This window comes from Microbispora sp. H10836 (assembly GCF_012999525.1).
Lineage (GTDB): Bacteria > Actinomycetota > Actinomycetes > Streptosporangiales > Streptosporangiaceae > Microbispora.
On sequence record NZ_JABBWU010000010.1, the window covers coordinates 197,909 to 216,276 of the forward strand.

Genomic DNA, 18,368 nt, shown 5'->3' on the forward strand with positions numbered 1-18,368 from the left:
CTCACCCGCTCAGGAGTACCACCATGTCCGATGCCACCATGTCCTCCGATGCCATGCGGGCGACCCTCGACGCCCTGAACGGCACCGAGGTCCGTCTGCGCCACGTCTGCAAGGCGCGGGACGCCACCGGCCAGGTCGGGCCGCGGCGTTTCCTGCACGCCGGACCCCCGATCGACCTGGCCGACATCACCGGGCCCATGCGCGGCGCGATCATCGCGGGCCTGCTGCTGGAGAAGGAGGCCGCGACCGCCGCCGAGGCCGGGGCGATCATCGACAGCGGCGAGGTGACCATCAGCCCCTGTCACGACGCGAACGCCGTCGGGGCGATGGCCGGGATCGTCACGCCGAGCACGCCCGTAGTGGTCGCCGAGGCCACGGGCGGCATCACGACGTTCTCCCCCCTGAACGAGGGGATCGGCGGCGCGATGCGCTACGGGTCGTACGACGAGGCGACGCTCTCGCGGCTGCGGTGGCTCGGCGACGTGCTCGCCCCCGCCCTCGACGAGGCCGTGCGGCGCTGCGATCCCCTCGACCTGCTCGCCCTGGTGGCCGAAGGGCTGCGGCGGGGCGACGACTGCCACAACCGGCTGGTCGCGACCAGCGCGTCCCTGCTCGCGGCGCTCGCCCCCGGCCTGCTGCGCGCTCCCCTCGACCGTGCGGACGCCGCCGACGTCGTCGCGTTCATCGCGGGCAACGGGCATTTCGCGCTGCCCTTCGCGATCTCGGCGGCCAAGGCGGTGACGGTCGCCGCTCACGGGATTCCCGGCAGCCCGATCGTGACGGCCATGGCGAGCAACGGACGGGAGTTCGGCATCCGCGTCAGCGGGCTCGGCGACCGCTGGTTCACCGTGCCCGCGCCGATCGGCGACCCGGTCCTGCTGGACGGGGCGACCATCGACGACGTGAATCCGACCATGGGCGACTCCATGGTCGCCGAGACGGCCGGCTTCGGCGCGTTCGCGATGACCGCGGCACCCGCGATCATGTCCTTCGTCGGCGGGGACATGGCCCGGGCCGTGGAGATCACCCGGCGCATGCGGACCGTCTGCGCCGGCACGAGCCGGCGTTTCCTCATCCCGGGCGAGGACTTCCGGGGCACGCCGCTCGGCATCGACGTGCACAAGGTGCGCGCGACCGGCGTCGAGCCCGTCATCAACAACGGCCTCGCGCACCGGGAGCCCGGACGCGGCCGGGTCGGAGCCGGGATCACTCCCATTCCGGTGGAGCCCTTCGCGGCGGCGAGCCGGGCGCTGGAGGAGGCCGGCTCCGCGCCGTCCGGCGCGACGGAGGAACTGGGGACGCGCGCGTGAGCGGTACGAACATCCCCGCCTTCAGCCCCGCCGACCTCGCCGCCGTCGCCGGCAGATGGGGACTGGACCCCGGCCTGGTGGTCCGGCTCGGCCCCGCCGTCGACCGCATGCGCGACGTCTACCGGCGGGTCCGCGATCTGGCTACCGAGGGGCAGGCCCCCGAACCGCCGCCCGTCCCCGTCACCCGGATCCCCCGCGGCCCCGGCAACCCGTACGGCGCCTGGCTCTACACGGTCGACGAGCCCGGGCCGCCGGGGAGCGGGCCGCTCGCCGGGCGGACGGTGACCGTCAAGGAGTCGATCGCGGTGCGCGGGGTGCCGATGACACTGGGCAGCCGTCTCATGGCCGGTTTCGTCCCCGCGTCCGACTCGGTGGTGGTGGGCAGGGCCCGGGAGGCCGGGGCGGTGATCCTCGGCACGTCCGTCTGCGAGGACCTGTGCTACTCCGGGTCGAGCTTCACCAGCGCCCACGGACCCGTCGGGAACCCCTGGGACCCGCGCCGCTCCGCCGGCGGTTCCTCCAGCGGCGCCGCCGTCCTGGTGGCGACCGGGCAGGCCGACTACGGCATCGGCACCGATCACGGCGGCTCGGTCCGCAACCCCGCCGCCTGGTCCGGCGTGTTCGGCCTCAAACCCACGTACGGGGTCATCGAGTACGACAGCGCCATGCCGACCGAGCGCACGCTGGACCACATCGGCGTGCTCACCCGGACCGCCGCCGACCTGATCCCCTTCCTGGAGGCGACCGCCACGCCGTACCCGGACGGAGACGGCGAGCCGTACGCCGGGGGCTACGCCCGGGAGATCGCCGGGCTGCGTGCCGGGCTGCTCATCGAGGGGTTCGGCTGGCCCGGCCGATCCGATCCCCGGCTCGACGGCCTGGTGCGGGAGTCCGGCCGGGCGCTGGAACGGCTCGGGTTGACCGTGTCCGAGGTGTCGGTGCCGCTGCACCGGCACGGAAGGGACATCCACCTGCCCATCTCCATCGAGGGCGGTCTCACCACGGTCTTCGAGTCCCGCCTCCAGGGCAACAACCACGACGGGCCCTACCACCCGAACTTCGGGGAGGCGTTCGGCGAGGCCCTGGTGCGGCGTCCCGAGGACATCCCGGTCGGCGGGGTTCTGGCCCTCGTCGGAGCCACGCTGCTCCGGGACGCCACCCACGGCAAGGTCATGGCGTACGCGCAGCGCCTGCGGCGGCGACTGCGCGAGCAGATCGACGACGCGCTGCGCGAGGTCGATCTCCTCGTCCTGCCGAGCGTCCCGATGCCGCCGCACCTCCTCCCGGCCGACCCGCGCGCGGCCGTGATCGACACCGAACTTCCCTTCGAGATGCACGACAACAACTGCGTGTTCAACCTCACCGGGCACCCGGCGCTCAGCGTCCCGTGCGGGTTCGTGGACGGGCTGCCGGTCGGCATGCTCCTCGTCGGACGGCCCGGCGCGGACGCGCGCCTGGTCCGCGTCGCCGCCGAGTTCGAAGAGCGCGTCTTCCGCTGCCCTCCGCCCCCGATGCGGCACGACCATCACGAGACCACGGGCGACGGCCTCACCACCGCGAGGAGCAGATGATGACCGAGCAGGCACTGAACGTCTTCGGCGAGCCGCTGGACCCCTGCGGCTTCGACCCGATCACCGGGTACCGGCGCGACGGCTACTGCTTCACCGGGCCCGACAACCCCAAGGGGCACACCGTCTGCGCGATCGTCGACGAGCGCTTCATCGCCTTCCAGTCGACGGTCGGCAACGACATCGCGACGCCGCGGCCGGACCTCGCCTTCCCCGGGCTGAAGCCAGGCGACAACTGGTGCGTCATCGCCTCCAAGTGGTACGAGGCGTACCTGGCCGGCTGCGCCTGCCCGGTGAACCTCGCGGCGACCAACATCCGGGCTTTGGAGGTGGTCCCCCGCGAGGCGCTGATGGAGTACGGGGTGGACCCGCGCCCCGGCCCGGACGGCCGGGGCGTCGAACGGTGAGCCGCTGGAACGCCCTGCGCGCCTACGCCTCTCTGCCCGCCGCCACCGGTTCCTGGTTCCTGGTGGTGACGCTGGTCGGCCGCGTCCCCGCGACCATGGGACAGCTCGGCGCGCTGCTGCTGGTCAGCGGGGCGACGCAGTCGCTCACGCTGGGCGGCGCCACGGCCGCGGCCTTCGCGGTGGGGCAGGCGGCGGGCGGTCCCCTCGTGGGGCGGACCGCGGACCGGTACGGGCACCGGCCCGCCGGCCTGGCCGCGGCCGTGGCGCACACGGCGGCCCTCGTCCTGCTGGTGCTGTGCGTGGGGGCGGATGCCCCCACGTGGGCGTCGCTGGCGTCCTCGGCGGTCGCGGGCTTCTCGGTGCCGCAGGTGGGCCCGCTGTCCCGGGCTCGCTGGACGGCGCTGGCTCATCGCGGCCGGCTGCCGGTGGACCGCCTCCCCACGGCGATGAGCTTCGAGGGAACGGGCGACGAGCTCGCGTTCGTCCTCGGCCCGGCGCTGGTAGGCGTGATCGCGACGGCGGCTTCGCCCCGGACGGCCGTGCTCGTGGCGGCCGGGCTCACCGTCACGACGTGCGTGGCGTTCGCCCTGCACGCCACGGCCACCCTGGTCGTCGGGGAACGGGAACGGGCTACCGGAGCCCGGGCGCCGCTGGCACCCGTGCTCATCCTCGCCGCCGGGCTGACCGGGCTCGGCTGCTACTTCGGCTCGATACAGGCCGGGGTCACCTGGCGGGCGGAGGACGCCGGCGCCGGCGGTGCGGCCGGGCTGATCTACGCGATCCTCGGGCTGAGCAGCGCCCTCGCCGGGGTGCTCGTCCCGATGCTGCCCGCGTCCCTCCCGCTCGTCCGCCGGCTGCAGGGCGGCTTCGTCCTCCTGGGCGTTCTCAGCCTGCCCCTCGCGATCACGGGCGGGTTGAACGCCGGTGGTCTGTGGGTGCTGGCCCCGTTGATCGCGCTTCCCGGCGTCACCATCGCGCCGATCCTCGTCACCGCGTACACACTGGCCGAGATGGCGGTGCCGGTGGAGCGGATCTCCTGGGTCATGACCCTGCTCACCTCCTCGGTCGTCATCGGCTACGCGATCGGCGCGCTGCTGTCGGGCTCCCTCGCCGACCGGTACGGCCCGGCGGCGCCCTTCCTGATCGCGCTCGCCGCGACCGGCGCCGGCGCCGCGGCCGGCACGTTCGGGTGGCGCCGGCTGGCGGCGCTCCGCCCGGGCGCGCGCATGGGCCGTCACGCTCCCGCGCGCTGAGATCCGCTCACCGCGGCACCGAGGGCGTGGTCCGCCGTTCCCCGTTACACTGGCCGCGTGATTCGTATGTCGTGTCTGGGCTGGTGGCGCTCCGCATAGGAGCGGCCATCTCACACGCGTACGACCGGGCCGTTCGGATGGACGGCCCTTTTTCGTGCTCCCTGGACGAGGGGTCGCCGTCGGAACGGCGAACCAGCCGCCAAGGGAGAGACCACATGAGCACGACCCTCGACACCACCACGTCCGACGACCTCGATGTGCCGGCCGCGCGACGGCGCAGCGCCGAACTGGAGAGATCGGTCCGGGAGCGGCCCGGCCGGTTCCGCGCGCTGACCGGCGACCGCCCGACCGGAAGGCTGCACCTGGGACACTACTTCGGCAGCCTGCACAACCGCGTCCGCCTGCAGAACCTGGGGGTGGACATGATGGTGCTCGTCGCGGACTACCAGGTCCTGACCGATCGCGACGTCGCCGAGCGGCTCGCCGAGCACGTGGAGGACCTGGTGCTCGACTATCTGGCCGTCGGCATCGACCCGGCCCGGGCCACGATCTTCACGCACAGCGCGATACCCGCGCTCAACCAGTTGCTCCTGCCGTTCCTCAGCCTGGTCTCGGTCGCGGAGCTGGGCCGCAACCCCACGGTCAAGGACGAGATCGCGCACTCGCGCCAGTCGGCGGTCAGCGGGCTGATGTTCACCTATCCGGTTCACCAGGCGGCCGACATCCTGTTCTGCAAGGCCGGGCTCGTCCCGGTCGGGCAGGACCAGCTGCCCCACCTGGAGGTGGCCCGCACCGTCGCACGCCGCTTCAACAACCGCTACGGCGCCCCGGGCAGCCCCGTGTTCCCCGAGCCCGAGGCGCTGCTGTCCGAGGCCCCGCTGCTGCTCGGCACCGACGGCGGCAAGATGAGCAAGAGCCGGGGCAACTCCATCGCCCTGGCCGCGACCGCCGACGAGACCGCCAGGCTGATCCGCGGCGCGAAGACCGACGCCGACCGCCACATCGCGTACGACCCCGTCGCCCGGCCCGAGGTCTCGAGCCTGGTCCTCCTGGCCGCGCTGTGCCTCGGCCGGGACCCGCACGAGGTGGCCGGCGAGATCGGGGGCAGGGGGGCCGCCGCGTTGAAGGCCACCGTCACCGAGGCGGTCAACGACTACTTCGCGCCCATCCGGGCGCGGCGCGCGGAGCTGGCCCGGGACCGCGCGCACGTCCGCGGCGTGCTGCGCGACGGCAACGAACGCGCCGCCGTCATCGCCGACGCCACCCTCAAGGAAGTACGCGCGGCGATGAACGCCCTCTATTACTGACTGCCGGCACCACCGGGCCCTCGGACGACGTGACCGGGGGCCCGGTGGTGTGGCTCAGCTGTCGCCTTCGAAGAGGCTGGTGACGGAGCCGTCGGTGAAGACCTCGGTGATGGCCCGGGCGAGCAGCGGGGCGATCGACATGACCGTGAGGCTGTCGAACCTCTTCTCCTCCGGAATGGGCAGCGTGTTGGTCACGACCACCTCGGAGATGCGGGAGTTCTTCAGCCGGTCCACGGCCGGGTCGGAGAAGATGGCGTGCGTGGCGGCCACGATGACGTCGGTCGCGCCGTGCTCGTACAACGCGTCCGCCGCCTTGCAGATCGAGCCGCCGGTGTCGATCATGTCGTCGATCAGCACGCAGGTCCTGCCGCGCACCTTGCCGACCACCTCGTGCACCTTCACCTGGTTGGCCACGTCGAGGTCGCGCCGCTTGTGGATGAACGCCACGGGCGTGCCGAGCGAGTCCGACCAGCGCTCGGCCAGCCGTACGCGGCCGGTGTCGGGAGAGACGATCGTGGTGGTCGCCGGGTCGAGCTTGCCGCGCAGGTAGTTGATCAGGACCGGCAGGGCGAACAGGTGGTCCACCGGACCGTCGAAGAAGCCCTGGATCTGCGAGGTGTGCAGGTCGATGGACATCATCCGGTCGGCGCCCGCCTGTTTGAACAGGTCGGCCATCAGCCTGGCGGTGATCGGCTCGCGGCCGCGGCCCTTCTTGTCCTGCCGGCTGTAGCCGTAGAACGGCATGATCACGGTGACCCGCTTGGCCGAGGCCCGCTTGAGGGCGTCCACCATGATCAGCTGTTCCATGATCCACTGGTTGATCGGCGCGGTGTGGCTCTGCATCACGAAGGCGTCGCAGCCGCGCACCGACTCCAGATACCGCACGTAGATCTCGCCGTTGGCGAAGTCGCGCAGCGCGGTCGGCGTTATCTCGACGCCGAGGGCGCTCGCGACCTCCTCGGCCAGCTCGGGGTGGGACCGGCCGGAGAAGAACATCAGGTTCCGCTCGCCGGTCGTCTTCTTGCCGCTCATGCCGCGCTCCTCGCGTGTCGAGCCTGTTCGCCGTACCGGGCGTGGTGAGGCCGGGCCGGCCGTGGCGCCGTTCCCTCGTTTCGCCCGGGGCTCGCGAACCCCTTCGCCCGGTCGATGTGGTCGGTCACGGTGTCCTCCTGGCCTGGCCCTTAGGCGCTACGCGGTCAGACCGCGCCTCGTACGTGTCTTTCCTGTCCCCGTACGGCCCGCGGGGAGGCGGGCCGCAGGTGGTCCTGATCGCCGGTCCTCATTACCGGCCCTGATCACCGGCCCTGGTCATTGGCCCTGGTCATTGGCCCTGGTCATTGGCGGGGTCTGCGCCGTTCGCCGCGGTCGTGTCGCGGGCTTCTGTCGCCCGCAGGGCCGCCTCCGCGGACCGGGTGCCGGCGCGGCGGCGCACCACCCAGCCCTCGATGTTGCGCTGTTTGCCGCGGGCGACCGCCATCGCCCCGGGGGGCACGTCGGACGTGATCACCGATCCGGCGGCCGTGTAGGCGCCGTCCCCGATCGTGACCGGGGCGACGAGCATGTTGTCGCTGCCCACGCGCACGTGGTCGCCCACGACCGTGTGGTGCTTGGCGACGCCGTCGTAGTTGACGAAGACGCAGGCGGCGCCGATGTTGGAGCCGACCCCGATCGTCGCGTCGCCGACGTATGTCAGGTGCGGGACCTTGGAGCCCTCGCCGATCCGCGCGTTCTTGGTCTCGACGAACGCGCCGATCTTGCCCGTGGGGCCCAGCACGGTGCCGGGGCGCAGGTAGGCGAACGGACCCACGGCGGCGCCGGGGCCGATCTCCGCGCCGTCGGCGACGGTGTTGCGCACGACGGCGTCCTCGCCGACGACCGTGTCGGTGAGCGTGCTGCCCGGCCCGACCTGCGCCCCCGCGCCGATCCGGGTGGCGCCCTTCAGCTGGGTGCCGGGATGGATCACGGCGTCGGGCTCGATCGTGACCCCGGCGTCGACCCACGTGCCGGCCGGGTCGACGACGGTCACCCCGGCGCGCATGTGCGCCTCCAGGATGCGGTCGTTGAGCACGCGCCGGACGAAGGCGAGCTGGACGCGGTCGTTGACGCCCTCGACCTCGGCGTGGTCGGCGGCCACGTGCGCGCCCACCCGGTGGCCGTCCTCGCGGAGGATGGCCAGCACGTCGGTCAGGTACTCCTCGCCCTGGGCGTTGGCGGCGCCGATCCGCTTCAGGCCGTCGGCCAGCAGCGCGCCGTCGAAGGCGTACACACCCGAGTTCATCTCGGCGATCGCGCGCTGCTCGGGGGTGGCGTCCTTCTCCTCGACGATCTCCAGCACCGCGCCGTCCTCGTCGCGCACGATCCGGCCGTAACCGGTCGGGTCGGGGACGACGGCGGTCAGCACCGTGACGGCGTTGCCGTCGGCGGCGTGCCGTTCGAGCAGGGCCGCCAGGGTCTCGGTGCGCAGCAGCGGGGTGTCGCCGTACGTCACCAGGACGGTGCCGTCGATCGGGCCCTCGGCTTCGAGGGCGGTGCGCACGGCGTGACCCGTGCCGTTCTGCTTGTCCTGGACGACCGTACGGGCGTCCGGCGCGGTCGCCGCCAGCTGGGCGCCGACCTGCTCGCGCGCGTGCCCGATGACCACGATCAGCCGCTCGGGGGCGAGGCCGCGCGCGGCGGCGAGCATGTGGTCCACGAGTGAACGACCACAGACCTCGTGGAGGACCTTGGGGGTTTTCGATTTCATCCTGGTGCCCTCGCCCGCGGCGAGGACGATCACGGCTGCCGGGCGCGGCACACTCACGGACTGAGGCTCCCTCGGCGTCGCGGCTTACACGGGATCGGCTGCGGCTTCCACGCGTCCACTACCCAGGAACCGCACGGTCACCCGCTCGACAAGGTGAGCTTACCTGCCGTGCCCCGAGAGGGAACCAGCCCCCCTGGGGCGCGGACGGACGGATGAACAGGCTCCCGGGGGAGGATTCGAACCTCCGTTGACAGAACCAAAATCTGTAGTCTTGCCCCTAGACGACCCGGGAAGGGCACAACGTCCCGCCTTGCCGGATTCCGGCGGCCGCCCGAATCCGCACTCAGGATACAGAGCCGACCGTTCACTGAGCATCAGTCTTTCCCAGTGATTCGCCCCATGCCCGGACGTGCCACGTCACATCGCACGACCGCTTCGCCCGGCCCGCGAGCCGGAGCCGGGGTCAGGAGCTCACCGGAGGGGGCGGAAGAAGGCCCTGACGTCCTCGACGAGCAGGTCGGGCGCCTCCATCGCGGCGAAGTGGCCGCCGCGGTCGAACTCGGACCAGTGCACGACGTTGTGTTCGCGCTCGGCGATCCGCCGGACCCCGGCATCGCCCGGGAAGACGGCGACGCCGTGCGGCAGCGCGGAATACTCGGCCGCCGCCCCCAGCCCTTCTGCCCCTCCTTGTAGAGACGGGCGGCCGAGGCGGCGGTCCGGGTGAACCAGTAGATGCTCACATCGGTGAGCATCTGGTCGAGGTCCACCGCGTCCTCGGGCAGTTCGCGGGCCGGGTCGGTCCACTCCTTGAACTTCTCCGCGATCCACGCCAGTTGCGCCGCGGGCGAGTCGTGCAGGCCGAACGTCCAGGAGACCTCGCTCCGCGCCCTCGCCAAGCTCGAACAGGTCCTCCCGTCCCGGCTCCGGCACCGCGTCGGCGACCTGCGGTCGGTCACGGTTCCCCTGACGGACCCGGCCTCGGCCGTGGACCCGGACGTGCTCACCGCGATCGCCGCGGCCGTCCGCCACCGGGAGAGCCTGCGGTTCGGCTACCGCTCCCACGACGGCGCCGAGGACCGTGCACGAGCCGCCCGAACTCGTCGAGCACATCCGCGCACTCGGCGCCCGCCTCGTCGCCGCGGCCCGGCCTCGGACCACGGAATCGTGATGCCGCCGCCTCCTGGCATGTCTCTCAAAATGAGGCGCTCCCGGGTGTTATCGAGACGGCATTACGGGCACGTCGCGGTCGACGCCGCGGCATCGACGGCGCGGCCGAGAGCGAGCACGAGGCATTACCAGATGGCCGACCGTTGGTGCAAGGCGTGGATTCGCCACCAGATATGGCCCGGAGCGTCACCTTCCACACATTCGCTCTTAGGGATTCCTAACTTACGATGGCGTAGGTTACGGTTGCGTAGCCAGAAATTCTTTCCCATCTCGTGAGGTAGCCCATGACCGTCCTGACCGACCGTCCCTCCCCACAGCCGAAGCCGGACTTCGAACCCGAAGGCAAGAGCAAAGCCGATCTGGTCGTCTTCGCACTCGTCGTCGGCCTTCCGATCCTCGCGGTCATCGTCGCAGTACCGTTCGCCTGGGGATGGGGCCTGGGCTGGACGGACGTCGCGATCGCCGGCGTCTTCTACATCGTGTCCGGCTTGGGGGTCACGGTCGGGTTCCACCGCTACTTCACGCACGGCTCGTTCAAGGCCAACCGGCCTCTGAAGATCGCGCTCGGGATCGCCGGCAGCCTCTCGCTGGAGATGTCGGTGCTGGACTGGGTGGCCGCCCACCGCAAGCACCACAAGTTCTCCGACAAGGAGGGCGACCCGCACTCGCCGTGGCGGTTCGGTCCCGGCTTCAAGTCGATGTGCAAGGGCCTGCTGTACGCGCACGTGGGCTGGCTCTTCGAGGTCGAGCGCGTCAACCGCGCCAAGTACGCCCCGGACCTGCTGAAGGACCCGGACATCAAGAAGCTGCACCGGTGGTTCCCCACGATCGCGATCACCTCTTTGCTGCTCCCGCCGGTCCTCGGCGGACTGATCACCTGGTCCTGGCAGGGCGCGCTGACCGCGTTCTTCTGGGGCACGCTGATGCGGATCGGGCTGCTGCACCACGTCACCTGGTCGATCAACTCCATCTGCCACGTGTTCGGCGAGGAGGTGTTCGAGTCGCGCGACAAGTCCCGCAACGTCTGGTGGCTGGCCATCCCCTCGTTCGGCGAGTCGTGGCACAACCTCCACCACTCCGACCCCACCTGCGCCCGGCACGGCGCGCTCAAGGGCCAGATCGACCTCAGCGCGGGTGTCATCCGCTGGTTCGAGAAGGCCGGATGGGCTCACGACGTGCGCTGGCCGACTCCCGAGCGCCTGGCGGCGAAGCGAATTGCCTGACGACTCAGTCAGTGCTGACGGCAGGGCCGCTCTCCGGAACACGGCGGCCCTGACCCTCGCACCGGCATCCCCCTCACCGCTGTCCCCCACATCGGCGCCTCCTTTACCGGCGGCGCCCTCCGTCCCCACGTCCCCGGCCGGTCCCGGCACTCGTACGGCCCCCGTCTCCGCGGTGGCCGTACCGGCGCTTCCGGCCACTCCTGCCGGGAGGACTCCTGCCGGGAAAACAGGGACCGCGACCGTCCCGCGCCGGGTCCGGGCCGCCGCACCCGCCATGATGGAACCCGTGAGCGAGTCCTCCCGATCCCGCAGACGCATGACCGGCGCGGAACGGCGCGAGCAGCTGATCCAGGTCGGCCGTGCCCTGTTCGCGGACAAGGGCTTCGACGGCACCTCGGTCGAGGAGATCGCGGCCAGCGCCAAGGTGTCCAAGCCCGTGGTGTACGAGCACTTCGGCGGCAAGGAGGGCATCTACGCCGTCGTCATCGACCGGGAGATGCAGCGCCTGCTCAGCCTGGTCACCCAGGCCCTGTCGGCCTCGCACGCCCGCATCAAGCTGGAGCGGGCCGCGCTCGCTCTCCTCCAGTACATCGAGGAGAGCAGCGAGGGCTTCCGCATCCTGGTCCGCGACTCCCACGCCGCGTCGGGGACGGGCACCTTCGCCAGCCTGATCAGCGACATCGCCAGCCAGGTGGAGGACGTGCTGGCGGACGAGTTCAAGGAGCGCGGCTACGACCCCAAGCTCGCGCCGATGTACGCCCAGATGCTCGTGGGGATGACCGCTCTCACCGGCCAGTGGTGGCTCGACGTGCGCAAACCGCGCCGCGAGGAGGTAGCCGCCCATCTGGTGAACCTGTCGTGGAACGGCCTGACGGGCCTGGACGCCAATCCCGTGCTCACCGGCGCGACGCGTGGCCTGGTCCTGTCCCCCACCGTGGACACCCGTACGGCGAGTCCCGCCGAGCGCGACTCGAAGGAGCAGGAGAAGCTCCGCCGCGAGCAGGAGAAGGCGCGCGAGCGCGAGCAGCGCGAACGCGCCAAGCAGCTCGAACGCCAGCAACGCGAGCTGGAGAAGGCCAAGGAGCGCGAGCAGCGCGAACGCGCCAAGGAGCTCGAGCGGCAGACGAAGGAGCAGGAGAAGCTCCGCCGCGAGCAGGAGAAGGCACAGGAGCGCGAGCAGCGCGAACGCGCCAAGGAACTCGAACGCCGCCAGCGCGAGCGGGCCAGGGAACTCGAACGCCTGCAGCGCGAGCGAGCCAAGGGACTCGACCGGCAGCAGCACGGAGAGGTCTGACCGCCCGCCGCGCGGGACGACCCCCGTACGGCGGGCGCCGCGGAGGCGCGGCGAACAGGGAAAACGGCGCCTGGGCACCACAGCCTGACGCTTTCGTTGCTACGAAGTTAACGTTCCGTTCAACGACTTAGGGCATATTTCGTTATATGTCCGCCCAAAGCTCCCCCGCCTCTGAGCCGGAGGAGACCGACCTCCCCGCGCACGCCCCGCTGCCCAACGACCGGTTCCTCAACCGCGAGGAGAGCTGGCTCCAGTTCAACGAGCGTGTCCTGGAACTGGCGGAGGACTCCTCGCTGCCGCTGCTCGAACGCGTCCGGTTCCTCGCCATCTTCGCGAGCAACCTGGACGAGTTCTTCCGCGTACGGGTGGCCGGGCTCAGGCGGCGGATGGCGACCGGCCTGCTGCTGCGGACGCCGGGCGGGCTGAAGCCGAGCGAGGCGCTGACGCGGATCGCGACGGTCGCCGACGACCTCGCGCGCAGGCACGCGGCGGTCTTCCACGACCGGATCTGCCCCGAGCTCGCCGAGGAGGGCATCGCGATCGTCCGGTGGGACGACCTCGCCAGGGACGAGCGGACGGCGCTGCGCAAGCTCTTCCGTGAGCGCATCCGGCCGGTGCTGACGCCGCTGGCCGTCGATCCCGCCCACCCGTTCCCATACATCTCGGGCCTTTCCCTGAACCTCGCCGTGATGGTGCGGAACCCGGCGAACGGCCACACGGTGTTCGCGCGGGTGAAGGTCCCCTCGCAGCTCCCCCGGTTCGTGACCGCCTCGCCGAGCAGGTTCGTCCCGCTGGAGGACGTGATCGCGGCGCACCTGGGCGAGCTGTTCAAGGGCATGCAGATCGTGCAGCACCACGTCTTCCGGGTGACCAGGAACGAGGACCTGGAGATCGACGAGGACGTCACGGAGAACCTGATGAAGGCGCTGGAGCGGGAGCTGCTGCGCCGCCGGTTCGGGCCGCCGGTGCGGCTGGAGGTCGAGGACACCATCACGCCCGAGGTGCTGGAACTGCTCGTCGACGAGCTGGGCGTGGCCGGCAACGAGATCTACCGCCTGCCCGGGCCGCTCGACTTGACCGGGCTGCACGCCATCGCCGACCTCGACCGTCCCGAGCTGCACTATCGGCCGTTCGTCCCCGCGGAGGCGATCAGCGCCGAGGACGACCTGTTCGCCATACTGCGCGAGCGCGACATCCTCATCCACCACCCGTACGACTCGTTCGCGACGAGCGTGCAGCGGTTCGTGGAGGAGGCGGCGGCCGACCCGGACGTGCTGGCGATCAAGCAGACCCTCTACCGGACCAGCGGCGACTCGCCGATCGTGGACGCGCTGATCGACGCGGCCGAGGCGGGCAAGCAGGTCGTGGTCGTGGTCGAGATCAAGGCGAGGTTCGACGAGCACGCGAACATCTCCTGGGCGCGCAAGCTGGAGACGGCCGGGTGCCACGTCGTGTACGGCGTGCTCGGTCTCAAGACGCACTGCAAGCTGTCGATGGTGGTCCGTCAGGAGGCGAGCGGCGAGCTGCGGCGCTACTGCCACATCGGCACCGGCAACTACAACCCGAAGACGGCCCGGCAGTACGAGGACTTCGGCCTGCTCACCGCCGACCCGCAGGTGGGCGAGGACGTCACGGACCTGTTCATCCACCTGACCGGCTACTCCCACCAGTCCTACTACCGCAAGCTGCTGGTCGCGCCCGACTCGCTGCGACAGGGTTTGCTCACCCGGATCGAGCAGGAGATCGCCCATCGCAGGGCGGGCCGTGCGGCGCGGATCCGGATCAAGACGAACTCGCTCGTGGACGAGCCCGTCATCGACGCGTTGTACCGGGCCTCGCAGGCCGGGGTGCCGGTCGATCTGTGGGTGCGCGGTATCTGCACGCTCCGTCCCGGCGTGCCCGGCCTGTCCGAGACGATCCGCGTACGCAGCGTGCTCGGCCGGTTCCTGGAACACTCCCGGATCTACGAGTTCGGCGGCGGACGGCGGACCGAGATGTGGATCGGCAGCGCCGACCTGATGCGCCGCAACCTCGACCGCCGTGTCGAGGCGCTGGTGAAGGTCGCCGGCCCGGAGCATCGCAGATATCTGTCCCACCTGCTCGATATGGCGTTCGAGGACACCACCACGGCCTGGACGCTGCATTCGGACGGCAAGTGGCTGCGCCACCGGGGCGAGGTGGATCTCCAGCACCACCTGATCGCGAGCCGCCGCTGGCGGGCCCTGGACGACGGGGCCGAGTGATGGGCGGCGGCATGATCAGGGCGGCCGGTGCGGTCGTCTGGCGGGGGAACGCCGACGACCCGGAGGTCGCCCTGGTCCACCGGCCGGCGTACCGCGACTGGAGCCTGCCCAAGGGAAAGCTCAGGCACGGCGAACACGTGATCGCGGCGGCCCTGCGCGAGGTGTGGGAGGAGACCGGCCTGCGGGTCGTGCTCGGCCGCGCCCTTCCGCCCGTGCACTACATGCGCGGCGGCCGGCTCAAGCGGGTGGACTACTGGCTCGCCCACGCCCCGGGGTACCAGCATGCGATCGGCGGCGACGGGCACGAGGTCGACGAGGTCGCCTGGCTGCCGATCGAGGAGGCGCGGCGGCGCCTCACCTACGCCTGGGACCGCAGCCTGCTGCGCGCCGTCGGCGCCGCTCCCCTGGTCACCATGCCGCTGATCCTGCTGCGGCACGCGCCGGCGGGCTCGCGGCAGGAGTGGAAGGGCGACGACGACCGGCGTCCGCTGGACGAGCACGGACACGCCCAGGCCGAGATCCTGGCCACGGTGCTGGGGGCCTACCGCCCGGTCACGCTGGTCAGCTCGCACAGCAGGCGATGCACGCAGACGCTGCGGCCGTACGCCGAGCGGCACGGGCTGGAGGTGCGCGAGGAGGAGGCGCTGTCGGAGAGCGGCTACGACCCGCGCGCGGCGGAACGCGTCGTCCGCGACCTGCTGGCCGAGCCCGAGCCCGCGGTGCTCTGCAGCCACGGCAAGGTCCTGCCCGAGCTGCTGGACATGGCCCACCGGGCGCCGTACGGCATGGGCGACCGCAACCTCGCCAAGGGCGGCTTCGCCGTACTCCACCGGGCCGTCGCGGGTGCCGTCGGCGACGACGCGGGTGAGCACGTGGTGAGCCTGGAACGCTACGCCACCCACGCTTGATCGTTCACAGGATCACCCGACCCGCCGTGCTCGCGACCGACTACGAGATCACGCGGGGTGGGGGAGGTGGGACCAGACGGCGGGGAACTCCTCGTGGGCCCGGGCCGCCTCGGCGCTCTCGATGCCGGCGAGCACGCCGTAGGTGAAGGTGTCCTCCCCCGCCTGCCTGGCCCGTTCCGCCTCCTCCAGCAGCACGCCCTGGGCGACGACGCCGTCCTGGTGCCGTCCGAGCACCTCCTGCACCTGTTCGGCGCGCTCGGCATGGCCCGGCATGCCGGCCGCCTCGGCCGTGTAGCGGGCACGCTTGGCGGCCTTGCGCACCTCGTGCATGGCCGTCTCCCTCTCCTCGCCCTCCTCCATGCGCCGCGCCGCGTCGTAGGCGTCGGTCACCCGGCGCCAGGCTTTGTCCACGATCTTCGGCAGCGCCTTGTCCGCGTTCTCGGCCGCCGTGGCCGTCAGCGGAGGGTCGGCGGCCAGCGCGTCGAGGGCGTCGAGCAGCGCGAGGTAACGCTCCCCGCCGAGGGCCGCCCGGATGCGGTCGTACGCGTCGTGCTCCCTGGCCCGCAGGTCGTCACCCAGCCTGCGGCGCGCGTCCTCGGTGACGAAGCGGGGATCGAGGGCGTCGAGCCGGGCGGCGAACCGGGCCCGGATGACCTCCAGGTCGCGCGCCTCGCCCAGCACCTCGCCGAGCCACCTGAGCTCCTCCCGGAGCTCCTCGGTGCCGGCGACGATCCGCTTGAACGCCTTGAGCGCGCTGCGCAGACGGCGGCAGGAGACCCTGGCCTTGTGGACGGCGTCCTCCTCGGCCAGGCGCACGTGCGGGTCCCGCGCGAGCAGGGCGGCGGCGTGAGCGCGGAGGTAGGCGGCGACGACCTCCCCGGCTGAACCGGGCTCGGGCCGGGTCACGGGCCGCGGCGCGGGTATGCGGTCGCCCAGGACGCGGGCGAGCTTGCTCGCGCTGTCCGCGGGAGCGGCGCCCGCCTTGCGCAGGCGCTTGGCCACCTTCTTCAGGAGGTCGCGATCGCCCTCCTTGAGCTCGGCCTCGACCTCGCGCCAGCGCCGCACCACCAGCTCGTCGCCGAGCACCGTGCCCTTGACCCGGTCGTCGGCGATCTCCACGAGCACCGTGTCGCCCGGACCGAGCAGCCGGGTGACCCCGCGGCGGGTCTCCAGCTGGGCCACCGGCGCGAGCGGGACGCCCCGCGTGTACGCGAGGACGAGGCTCGCCAGCTCGGCGGGCACCACCTTGGCGCCGCGGGTGAGCGGCCGGGCGATCTCCTGGCGGGCGCCCTTGGTCTTGGGCAGCTTGAGGTGCCAGCCCTCGTCGTCCCCGCCGCGCCGCCGTCGCAAGGTGACGCCCCGGGCCGCCAGCCGCAGGTCGGGGGTGTCGAAGTAGACGGCGGTCAACCGGTGGGAGAGCGGCTCGGCCACCCCTTCGCACCCCGGCAGGCCGCCGAGGTCGGGCAGAGCGAAGCCCTCCGGAACGTCGAACTTGTCCTCTATCTCAAGCGCCACCGTTCCCCCTTGTGGTGTCCCGGTCGGCGTCATACTGCCATGCGAAAGTGAACAGATTTCAAAGGTGCGCGGCCACGAAGATCCGCCGGAACGGGAACGGCGTGCCGTACGGCCTGGGCGGGTAGGCGGCCCGCAGGGCCCGGGCGCAGTCGGCGAGGAAGGCGGCGTGCCGCTCGGCCGGCAGCCGGTCGAGCAGGGGCCGCAGGGCCGTGCCCTTGATCCAGCCGAGCACCGGGTCCTCCCCCGGCAGGACGTGTACGTAGGTGGTCTCCCACGCGTCCACGACGAAGCCGAGACCGGCGAGCAGGTCCACGTAGCCGGCCGGATCCCCGACCGGCACACCCCGCGGCACGTCGCCCAGCTCCTCCCGCCAGGTCGTACGGCACAGCTCGCGCACGACGGCGTGGCTCGGCGCGTGGAAGTTGCCGGGAATCTGGAAGGCGAGCCAGCCGCCCTCGGTCAGGTGACCCCTCCACCGGCGCAGCAGGTCGGGGTGCTCCGGGATCCACTGCAGGAGCGCGTTCGAGACGATCACGTCGACCGCGTGCGGCGGGCGCCAGTCGCGGACGTCGGCCGTCTCGAACGTCGGCCCGGGCGGCGCCTTGGCGATCATCTCGGGCGAGGAGTCGACGCCGTGCACCCGGGCGCCGGGCCAGCGATCGCACAGGGTCGCCGTGAGCTCTCCGGTGCCGCACCCGAGATCGACGACGTACCGGGGCGATCGGGCGCCCACCCGGGCCACGAGCTCATGGAAGGGACGGCCGCGCTCCGTCGCGTAGCGCCCGTAGATCTCCGGATCCCACATACCACGCCTCCGTTATCTTGATGTCAAGATACTCGATATCGCGTGAGATATCTCGATGTCAAGAGAAGATAAACTCGGCCCATGACCTTCTCGAGGCCCGCCGAGGACGAGGTGGACCGGCTGGTAGCGGCCTGGAAGCAGGAGCGCCCGGACCTGGACGTGACACCTCTCGAGGTGCTGAGCCGCGTCTCCCGGCTGAGCCGGCACCTGGAGCGTGAGCGTCGTGCGGCCTTCGCCTCCCACGACATGGAGTCATGGGAGTTCGACGTGCTGACGGCCCTGCGCCGGGCGGGCGAGCCGTACGAACTCAGCCCGGGAGCGCTGCTGCGCGCCACTCTCGTGACCTCGGGCACGATGACGAACCGCATCGACAGGCTGGCCGCCGCCGGGCTGGTCACCCGGCGCCCCGACCCCGAGGACCGGCGCGGCGTGCTCGTACGGCTGACCCCGGCCGGAATGCACCGTGTGGACGCCGCCTTCGCCGACCTGCTGCGGCGCGAACGCGAGTTGCTGGCCGGTCTCGAACAGCACGAGCAGCAGGCCCTCGCCGCTCTGCTGCGTACACTCCTGGTCCCCTTCGACACCTCCAATGGGACAGGTCACTGAGCCGGCCGGCTCCACCTCC

At 71.7% G+C, this 18,368-nt stretch carries 14 protein-coding genes and 1 tRNA gene; 10 read left to right on the forward strand and 5 right to left on the reverse strand.

The genetic code is table 11. The features are described 5' to 3' along the window. The first annotated feature begins 23 nt into the window (after positions 1-23). From HHX30_RS20020 to trpS, 5 genes are all read left to right on the forward strand, one after another. On the forward strand, positions 24-1,310 hold the full coding sequence (locus HHX30_RS20020) for a DUF1116 domain-containing protein (RefSeq protein ID WP_169983492.1): 1,287 nt from the start codon (positions 24-26) through the stop codon (positions 1,308-1,310). Next, entirely contained in the window at positions 1,307-2,881 is a 1,575-nt protein-coding gene (locus tag HHX30_RS20025; RefSeq protein ID WP_169983493.1) for an amidase family protein, read from the forward strand. Before HHX30_RS20020 ends, HHX30_RS20025 begins: the two co-directional genes overlap by 4 nt. Next, positions 2,881-3,285 carry a DUF2237 family protein gene (locus HHX30_RS20030; RefSeq protein WP_169983494.1) on the forward strand — a complete coding sequence of 135 codons (405 nt, stop codon included), beginning with the start codon at positions 2,881-2,883 and terminating at the stop codon, positions 3,283-3,285. Before HHX30_RS20025 ends, HHX30_RS20030 begins: the two co-directional genes overlap by 1 nt. Continuing rightward, entirely contained in the window at positions 3,282-4,538 is a 1,257-nt protein-coding gene (locus HHX30_RS20035; protein ID WP_169983495.1) for an MFS transporter, read from the forward strand. Before HHX30_RS20030 ends, HHX30_RS20035 begins: the two co-directional genes overlap by 4 nt. A 215-nt stretch (positions 4,539-4,753) precedes the next feature. Further along, positions 4,754-5,845, forward strand: coding sequence for a tryptophan--tRNA ligase (gene trpS / locus HHX30_RS20040; RefSeq protein ID WP_169983496.1), 1,092 nt, complete (start codon positions 4,754-4,756; stop codon positions 5,843-5,845). Positions 5,846-5,899: 54 nt separating this feature from the next. Here trpS and HHX30_RS20045 read toward each other — a convergent pair whose 3' ends face one another. The 3 genes from HHX30_RS20045 to HHX30_RS20055 all read right to left on the reverse strand — a co-directional run bounded on the left by HHX30_RS20045 (position 5,900) and on the right by HHX30_RS20055 (position 8,880). Further along, positions 5,900-6,877, reverse strand: coding sequence for a ribose-phosphate diphosphokinase (locus HHX30_RS20045; protein ID WP_169983497.1), 978 nt, complete (start codon positions 6,875-6,877; stop codon positions 5,900-5,902). Between the two features lie 289 nt (positions 6,878-7,166). Beyond that, on the reverse strand, positions 7,167-8,645 hold the full coding sequence (gene glmU, locus HHX30_RS20050) for a bifunctional UDP-N-acetylglucosamine diphosphorylase/glucosamine-1-phosphate N-acetyltransferase GlmU (RefSeq protein ID WP_169983498.1): 1,479 nt from the start codon (positions 8,643-8,645) through the stop codon (positions 7,167-7,169). A 164-nt stretch (positions 8,646-8,809) separates the two neighbouring features. Beyond that, positions 8,810-8,880, reverse strand: a tRNA-Gln gene (locus HHX30_RS20055). Positions 8,881-10,039: 1,159 nt separating this feature from the next. Between HHX30_RS20055 and HHX30_RS20065 the strand changes: the two genes are divergently transcribed. From HHX30_RS20065 to HHX30_RS20080, 4 genes are all read left to right on the forward strand, one after another. Continuing rightward, on the forward strand, positions 10,040-10,978 hold the full coding sequence (locus HHX30_RS20065; RefSeq protein WP_169983499.1) for an acyl-CoA desaturase: 939 nt from the start codon (positions 10,040-10,042) through the stop codon (positions 10,976-10,978). A gap of 277 nt (positions 10,979-11,255) precedes the next feature. Then, a complete protein-coding gene (locus HHX30_RS20070; RefSeq protein ID WP_182909742.1) occupies positions 11,256-12,272 on the forward strand; it encodes a TetR/AcrR family transcriptional regulator in 1,017 nt (338 codons plus the stop codon). A gap of 146 nt (positions 12,273-12,418) precedes the next feature. Continuing rightward, positions 12,419-14,515, forward strand: coding sequence for an RNA degradosome polyphosphate kinase (locus tag HHX30_RS20075; protein WP_169983500.1), 2,097 nt, complete (start codon positions 12,419-12,421; stop codon positions 14,513-14,515). Beyond that, positions 14,515-15,423 carry an NUDIX hydrolase gene (locus tag HHX30_RS20080; protein ID WP_249350222.1) on the forward strand — a complete coding sequence of 303 codons (909 nt, stop codon included), beginning with the start codon at positions 14,515-14,517 and terminating at the stop codon, positions 15,421-15,423. Before HHX30_RS20075 ends, HHX30_RS20080 begins: the two co-directional genes overlap by 1 nt. A gap of 48 nt (positions 15,424-15,471) precedes the next feature. Here the strand turns inward: HHX30_RS20080 and HHX30_RS20085 are convergent, their stop codons facing one another. Beyond that, complete coding sequence (locus tag HHX30_RS20085) at positions 15,472-16,938, reverse strand: CYTH and CHAD domain-containing protein (RefSeq protein ID WP_169983501.1); 1,467 nt, start codon at positions 16,936-16,938, stop codon at positions 15,472-15,474. Between the two features lie 58 nt (positions 16,939-16,996). After that, a complete protein-coding gene (locus HHX30_RS20090) occupies positions 16,997-17,743 on the reverse strand; it encodes a trans-aconitate 2-methyltransferase (protein WP_169983502.1) in 747 nt (248 codons plus the stop codon). 81 nt (positions 17,744-17,824) lie between these two features. Here HHX30_RS20090 and HHX30_RS20095 point away from each other — a divergent pair, with 81 nt between their 5' ends. Continuing rightward, positions 17,825-18,349, forward strand: coding sequence for a MarR family winged helix-turn-helix transcriptional regulator (locus tag HHX30_RS20095; RefSeq protein WP_169983503.1), 525 nt, complete (start codon positions 17,825-17,827; stop codon positions 18,347-18,349). The last annotated feature ends 19 nt before the right edge of the window (positions 18,350-18,368 follow it).